We start from the raw sequence: 7,511 nt of genomic DNA on the forward strand, positions 1-7,511 counted from the left end.
TAAAACCCCTAGTAATTTTTATAAACTCATAAAGAGTATAACATAAATATAAAAACATGGACGTAAAAAGTCCATGTTTTAATTAAGTTTTTATAAGCCTTGTTCAATCATTGCTTGATATACTTTTTTAAAGGATAGGATGTTGGCAACCTTCACTAAATCATATGGATTATTCAGTCTTAATGATTCCTCATGTAAACGGTAAAATATTTGATGCATTACTTGTTTTAGTTTTTGATCCACTGTATCGAAATCCCAAGTAACATGCATCGCATTTTGTTGCATCTCAAGACCACTCACTGTTACACCACCCGCATTTGCTGCTTTACCTGGTACAAATGGGATTTTGTTTTGGATGAGGTAATGAGTTGCTTCCAGTGTGGTTGGCATATTTGCACCCTCAAGGATTGCCATGACATGGTTTTGATGAAGAGTTTTTACATCTTCTAAATCCAGTTCGTTTTCTGTTGCACAAGGTAATGCGATATCTACAGGTATTTTCCATAAATCTTTTGGGTTATCTGTATAGATTGCATCAGAGTATGTATTTAAATATTGATCAAGTGTTTGATTTTTATCTTTGATGGATGAAAGTAATTCAATGTCAATTCCTTTATCATGATGGATCATTCCGTAAGATTCTGACATACCTTTAACCATACCGCCTAAAGATATGATTTTACTAGCTGTGTGTATAGCAACATTACCAGCACCTGATACAACAAAGGATTTACCTTGGATGGATGTATCAAAATAAGTTTTTAATAATGCTTCAGTTATATAAACTAAACCATAACCTGTTGCTTGAGGACGGACTAAAGATCCCCCATAAGTAATACCTTTAGAAGTAAAGGAACCATGGTGACGGTGTGTTAACCTTTTATACATACCAAACATATAGCCAACAGCTTTACTAGAAACCCCAATATCTCCTGCAGGTATATCTAAGTCGGGCCCAAGGTACGTATAAAGTTCAGTCATAAATGCACGACAAAATCTTAATATTTCTTGATCAGATTTACCCTTAGGGTTAAAGTCCGATCCTCCCTTAGCACCACCTAAGGGTAAATTGGTTAAACTGTTTTTAAAGGTTTGTTCAAAGGCTAAGAATTTAAGAATGGATTGATTCACCGTAGGATGAAATCGAATACCACCTTTATAAGGACCTAGTGCTTGGTTAAATTGAACACGGTAACCGGTATTAACTTGATTCACACCTTGATCATCTTCCCAGATTACTTTAAATGAAATGATTCGGTCTGGTTCTACCATACGACGAATCATATTATTTTCGGTAATGGAAGAATCACTATCGACTAAATCACCTAGTGAATCAAGAAATTCATATACAGCTTGAAGATACTCTTTTTCATGAGGATGTCGAATGACTAACTCTTGATAAATTTGATCTAAGTAATGATGCATGAAATTCACCTCTCTAGTTATATATTGTATCAAATAAAATAGGAATTTATAAATTCATGATTTATAGGTCAAATAAGTAAGCATTATATACAATTCAAAACATATATTAAACATCATTTAAAATTCATTAGAAGAGAATATTAAAAGAACCCCTGCTCTAGTCATGCTTGTGTTATAATACAGTTAAAATAATCGAAAAAATTATAAAAATAAAGGGTATAAGTAAATATGAAAGTATTCATCACAGGAGCAACAGGCTTTCTAGGTAAGTACATTGTAGATCTATTAAGTCAAAAGGGTTATGATTGTATAGCTTTTGGTAGAAATCAATCCATAGGTAAATCATTAGTGAGTGATCGTGTGACCTTCATTAAGGGTGATTTTACGAATTACAATGAGGTGTTAAATGCAATGGATAACATTGATTTTGTCGTACATGCAGGTGCTCTTTCTACGGTTTGGGGCTCATGGAAGAGTTTTTTTGATGCAAATGTTTTAGGAACAGAAAATGTTTTAAAAGCCTCTTTAGAAAAAAAGGTCAAACGATTCATATTTATTTCATCACCAAGTATATATGCATCTAAAAAAGATAGACTGAATATTAAAGAATCTGAGTTTGATCCAAATAATAAATTAAATAACTATATACGTAGTAAGGTAATGGCAGAAGATTTGGTTCATACGTACAATCATAAGGGTTTATACACAGTGATTTTAAGACCTCGTGGTATTTTTGGTGTAGGTGATACCTCTATTGTTCCTAGATTACTCGCTGCAAATGATAAATCAGGGATTCCATTATTAAATAAAGGAAAAAATCTAGTGGATATAACATATGTTGAAAATGTAGCACATGCTATTTATCTCTCATTAATTCAAGAGGATATTAATAATGAGGTATTTAATATTACAAATGATGAACCAACCGCTTTTAAAATAATTTTAGAAAAGTTTTTTGATGCGATAGGCGACACACCAAGGTTTAAAAAAATTCCATTTAAAGTGGCTTATTTTCTAGCATTCATTTTAGAAAAGGTTTATAGAAAAGAACCTCCACTCACCAGATATACAGTATGTACGATAGGAGTTAATCAAACACTTGATATCACACATGCAAAAAATAAATTAGGTTATCAGCCGATTTACACGATTGATGAAGGGGTAAAAATATATGCTACATGGTGGAAAGACAACAATCATAAAAATATATAGATGTGGGTATTGTTATAACAATCTACATCGTATCTATAAAAATATGCCAAAAGAAACGATTCAATTTCCGGCAACAGCAATACTCTTTTCTCATCAAAATAACTTATATTTAATTGATACAGGTTACTCGAAAAGAGTATTTGAGTATGGTTTAAAATCAAAGATATACCATAAACTTAACCCAATAGTCTATGAAGATAGTAATAGTTTAAAAAATCAATTGGAAGCTGATGGAATATCTAATTTAGATATTAAAGGTATTATTTTAACCCACCTACATCCAGATCATATCGGTGGGTTAAAAGATTTTCCTAATAGTCAAATCATTATGTCAGAAAAATCTTATGCCTTACTCGTTCGTCCTAAGTTATTAGATTTGGTATTTAAAAACCTCGTTCCAGTGGATTGGATGAATCGTTTACGAATTATAGAAGAAAAGGAAGATGATTTATTTCAAGATGGCACAATAGAAGTCATAGATCTTCCAGGACATACAAAAGATCAAATAGGTCTATATTTTAAAGAACTAAAATTTCTTTATGCTGCAGATGCAACATGGGGGATAAAGTTTATAGATAATCAATTAAAATTCATTCCTAAATTACTTCAAAGAGATTATAAACATTTCAATCAAACCATTTTAAAGTTAAAGGAGTACATGAGTAACGGTATTAAAGTCATGGTTAGTCATGAACAAGTTGATGACAAATAAATTAACGATATTAAAGTACTATTTAAAAGCAAAACTCTTTTCTAAAAAAGCAACCCAAAAAGATTATGATAAACAAATTGCTTATGTTAAAAAACATATCCCTTATTATAAAAATATGGATGCTATACCTATTATGGATAAAAAGACCATGATGGAGCATTTTGATCAATTAAATGCCTTAGGGATTGTAAAAAGTGATGCGATGCATTTGGCTTTAGAAAGTGAAAAGACAAGAGATTTTAGTCAAAGACTTAAAGGTGTGACTGTTGGGTTATCATCAGGAACTTCAGGCCATAGAGGTATTTTTCTAGTTAGTGACCAAGAACAAGCGATGTGGGTAGGGAATATATTAGCTAAAGCATTACCGAAGGGGAAAATTAAAGGACATAAAGTTGCCTTTTTTATGCGAGCAGATAGTAAGTTATATCAGGCAATACAGTCAAAAAGCATTTCTTTTGAGTTTTTTGATATGTATAAACCGATTCAGGATAACTTAGATAAATTGGTTTCGTTTCAACCAACCATTTTGGTTGCACCACCTTCGATGTTAATGAAGATAGCTAAAACTGTACCAGATAAATTAAGTCCTAAAAGAGTCATTTCAATTGCTGAGGTCTTAGAGTATGAAGATAGCAATTATATAAAGGACAAATTAAAACAGGATGTGATTCACCAAATTTATCAATGTACGGAAGGATTTTTAGGTATTACCTGTGATAAAGGAACCATTCATATAAATGAGGACTTTATTTATTTAGAAAAAGAAATGATTGATGAACATCGATTTTATCCAATTATTACGGATTTAAAGCGTCGTACTCAACCCATGATTCGGTATAGATTAAATGACATTTTAGTCATGAAATCTAGTCCGTGTTCATGTGGTTCAAAATTTATCGGTTTAGAGAAAATTGAAGGACGCCAAGATGATATATTCATCTTTAAGCAGAATCATCAAGAAATTGAGGTTTTCCCAGACTTTATTAGAAGATGTATGCTCTTTATAAACGAAGAGATAGAATATAGAGTATTTCAACATCAAAATCATGACATAACAATCTATATATCTAAAATAACTGATGAAATTAAAGAATCGATTACCAAAGAATTTAGGCAATTAGCAAATGATTTAGGTTTTGAAATACCAGCGTTTAAGTTTTTACCGTATGAATATGATTTTTCAAGGAAACTTAAACGCATTGAAAGGGAAAGAGCATATGCAAAAAGTTAAAATATCTGGAATGGGAGTATATTTACCTAAAGAAACGGTTGAGTTTCATGGAGCTAAAAGATTTCGTGCAAACAAAGATGAGACACATCTTTTTATGCTTGTTGAAAGTGCAAAAAAAGCACTAGAGGATAGTCATATGACGATTGATGACATCGACTGTATCATCGGTGCGGTTGCTTTTGGGTTACAACCACTTCCTTGTACAGCTTCACTCATACATGAAGCTTTATCACCTCAAAAAAATATTCCATCCTTTGATGTGAATTCTACTTGTACAAGTTTTATAACAGCCTTAGATTTGGTGAGTCTCATGATAGAACAAGGACGTTATAAAAATGTTTTAATTGTATCTGGAGATTTATCATCAATTGCATTAAATCCAAATGAACCACATAGTTATGAACTCTTTAGTGATGGTTGTGTGAGCGCGGTTATTTCAAAAAGTGAGACTAAGGATCATGGTATTTTATATGCCACTCAGTTTACATATTCAAAAGGTGCTCATTTCACAGAAGTTTATGGTGGTGGAACTACTTTATCACCTCATCAAATGAATCTGTCTAACAAAGAGAAGTTTTTATTTCATATGGAAGGTAAAAACGCTATTGTGTTAGCAATCCAAATGGGATTAGAATTATTTGATGATATTAAGAAAAATAGTCCTGTACCTTTAAAAGATATTCAAATGTTTATACCACATCAAGCGAGCAATGCTTTAGATTCCATGATGAAAAGACTTCATATACCTGATGAAAAATATATTAATATTGTAAAAGATTACGGTAATATGGTTTCAGCATCTGTACCATTTTCATTATATTATGCAATAGATAAAGGAAAAGTTAAACGTGGTGATTTAGTACTTTTAATGGGTACAGCTGCTGGTATGAGTGTGAATGCTATGATTTTTAAGTATTAGTATATGAATAGAAAAACAATTATATTTTATGGAACTCCTGCACATGGTCACGTCAATGCATCTTTATACTTCATCGAACAATTAACCAAAACCCATAAGGTCATTTATTATTGTTCAAAAGAATTTGAATCAAAAATTAAAGAAGTAGGTGCTGAATTTAGAGCATATGACATTGATTTAAATACCTTATCTTTCGGCAATCAAGAAGTTGAATTTGGTAACAAACCGATGATATCTTACCGTTTATGCTTATATTTAAATATACTTGTTTTAGACAAGTTACTTTTAGAGGCAAAAAGTATCGATCCAGATCTCATCATTTATGATAGTATTGCTTCTTGGGGTAAACATGTTGCAAGTATATCTAAGATTAAGCATATTGCGTTTCACAGTTTTGTAACAGTGAATAAGTACTTTAATCCTTCCTTTATTGCATACTTTTTCGCATTTATCCCTAAAATTTTAAGACAAATCTATTTGTTACCTAGTGTATTACCACTAAAAAGGAAATTAAGAAAAAAGTATGGATTAAAACATTTAAGTTTTATGGATATCACACTCAATAAAGGTAAATACAATATTTTTAGTTTTAATAGATTACTACAACCAGGTGGAAACTCTTTTGACTCAACCAACTTTTTTATAGGACCAACGACATTAAAAAGAAGAAATAAATCTATAAAAGATGATTTAGATTATCAGAAAATGAATGCACCTATTTACATATCACTTGGAACGATGGTTCGTGATCAACGTATTCTCCAAAAGATAATGACCACATTAAAAGATACACCCTATCAGTTTGTTATTTCAACAGGTATTTCAGATATTAAAGGACTCACAATTCCTAAAAATTTTATATTAAGGCCAAGTGTCAATCAACTAGAAATATTAAAATATGCAAAGGTATATGTTTCAACGGGTGGTATGAATGGATTATTAGAATCAATTGAACAAAATGTTCCAATGGTTATCTATCCAACCCAAGGTGAAAAGAAAATTAATGCAAAAAGAATTCAAAAACTAGGTTTAGGTTTATACATAAAAAACTTAAACCATCTAAAGATAAGTATTGATAAGTTGTTTAATCAAGAACTGGATAAAAGTTTAACACAGCAACTATCTCAAATTGAGATTGCAGATGCATTAAAACTCATCCAAGAAATATAGTAATCATTTCAAAGATTTATAGTTTATTAAAACAATCTCACTCCATTTATTATTAGTGAGATTGTTTTTTAAATTTAGGTTATTTATTTTCATAAAATAGGCGATTTTTTCAGTTCATTGAAAATAATAATCTAAGCACTTGGTTTTAATGTGAAGCGCTTTCAGTTTAATAGAGGTTGTATTATAATCAGTTTAGGTGGTACGAAGTGTGCTAAAAAATAAGGAGGATATATGAAGAAAATATTATTCGTAGTGTTTACTATGATTTTATCTTTTATCATGGTTGCTTGTACAGATACCGAAGTTATAGATTTTAACTTTGAGACATCTGAAGTAACGATAAAAGTTGGTGAAACATATACAATGTTATATGAATTAACCGAGGGATTTGAATTAGAATATACATTATCAGAAGAAGGTATTATTTCTATTGATGGTGATACAGTCACTGCACTTGCAGTTGGTGAAGTTGATGTGACTGCAACCGTTGTAGGTTCTAACATCACAGATACATTCAAAGTGATTGTAGAGGAAGCGGTAGAACCTATCATTGATGTAGATTCCGTATTAATTACAGGGGCTAATACTGGGGTTCTAGGCAGTCAAATCAATTTAACTGCAACCGTACTTCCAGTAGACGCTACAAATAAAGCAGTTTCATGGACAAGCTCTGATGAAACATTAGCAACAGTTTCAAATGGTGTGGTTACTTTACTTAAAGCAGGTGTCGTTACAATTACTGCAACAGCAGATGGGGTAAGTGACACACATGAAATTACAATTGCTGAAGCAGTAATTGATGTGGAATCTGTTGAAATCACGGGATCTGCTCTTGGTACTGA

The 7,511-nt window shown here is 31.4% G+C and carries 7 protein-coding genes; 6 read left to right on the forward strand and 1 reads right to left on the reverse strand.

Translation table 11 applies throughout. The features are described 5' to 3' along the window. Window positions 1-90: 90 nt before the first annotated feature. Window positions 91-1,425, reverse strand: coding sequence for an NADP-specific glutamate dehydrogenase (gdhA, locus tag B5X49_RS07550; RefSeq protein WP_045749013.1), 1,335 nt, complete (start codon window positions 1,423-1,425; stop codon window positions 91-93). A 228-nt stretch (window positions 1,426-1,653) separates the two neighbouring features. On the opposite strand from gdhA, the gene B5X49_RS07555 reads away from it, so the two are divergent. From B5X49_RS07555 to B5X49_RS07580, 6 genes are all read left to right on the forward strand, one after another. Further along, a complete protein-coding gene (locus tag B5X49_RS07555) occupies window positions 1,654-2,637 on the forward strand; it encodes an NAD-dependent epimerase/dehydratase family protein (protein ID WP_045749014.1) in 984 nt (327 codons plus the stop codon). Then, window positions 2,597-3,349: an MBL fold metallo-hydrolase gene (locus tag B5X49_RS07560; protein ID WP_045749015.1), complete on the forward strand. Its 753-nt coding sequence runs from the start codon at window positions 2,597-2,599 to the stop codon at window positions 3,347-3,349. Before B5X49_RS07555 ends, B5X49_RS07560 begins: the two co-directional genes overlap by 41 nt. Next, window positions 3,327-4,580: a F390 synthetase-related protein gene (locus tag B5X49_RS07565; protein WP_052669916.1), complete on the forward strand. Its 1,254-nt coding sequence runs from the start codon at window positions 3,327-3,329 to the stop codon at window positions 4,578-4,580. The genes B5X49_RS07560 and B5X49_RS07565 overlap by 23 nt, the downstream gene beginning before the upstream one ends. Continuing rightward, complete coding sequence (locus B5X49_RS07570; RefSeq protein WP_045749016.1) at window positions 4,567-5,499, forward strand: 3-oxoacyl-ACP synthase; 933 nt, start codon at window positions 4,567-4,569, stop codon at window positions 5,497-5,499. The genes B5X49_RS07565 and B5X49_RS07570 overlap by 14 nt, the downstream gene beginning before the upstream one ends. 3 nt (window positions 5,500-5,502) lie before the next feature. After that, the gene (locus B5X49_RS07575) at window positions 5,503-6,669 is read left to right on the forward strand and encodes a glycosyltransferase (protein ID WP_045749017.1); all 1,167 of its coding nucleotides are present in this window, start codon (window positions 5,503-5,505) and stop codon (window positions 6,667-6,669) included. A gap of 231 nt (window positions 6,670-6,900) precedes the next feature. Further along, on the forward strand, window positions 6,901-7,511 hold a 611-nt coding region (locus B5X49_RS07580; RefSeq protein ID WP_143228552.1), incomplete at its 3' end, for an Ig-like domain-containing protein.

Origin of the sequence: Acholeplasma oculi (assembly GCF_900166985.1) — a bacterium.
Taxonomy (GTDB): domain Bacteria; phylum Bacillota_I; class Bacilli_A; order Acholeplasmatales; family Acholeplasmataceae; genus Acholeplasma; species Acholeplasma oculi.

What these genes read in the sequence shown, in the direction of transcription:
- gdhA (WP_045749013.1), bottom strand. Translation starts at nt 1,425, where the DNA reads ATGCATCATTACTTAGATCAAATTTATCAAGAGTTAGTCATTCGACAT.
- B5X49_RS07555 (WP_045749014.1), top strand. Translation starts at nt 1,654, where the DNA reads ATGAAAGTATTCATCACAGGAGCAACAGGCTTTCTAGGTAAGTACATT.
- B5X49_RS07560 (WP_045749015.1), top strand. Translation starts at nt 2,597, where the DNA reads ATGCTACATGGTGGAAAGACAACAATCATAAAAATATATAGATGTGGG.
- B5X49_RS07565 (WP_052669916.1), top strand. Translation starts at nt 3,327, where the DNA reads ATGAACAAGTTGATGACAAATAAATTAACGATATTAAAGTACTATTTA.
- B5X49_RS07570 (WP_045749016.1), top strand. Translation starts at nt 4,567, where the DNA reads ATGCAAAAAGTTAAAATATCTGGAATGGGAGTATATTTACCTAAAGAA.
- B5X49_RS07575 (WP_045749017.1), top strand. Translation starts at nt 5,503, where the DNA reads ATGAATAGAAAAACAATTATATTTTATGGAACTCCTGCACATGGTCAC.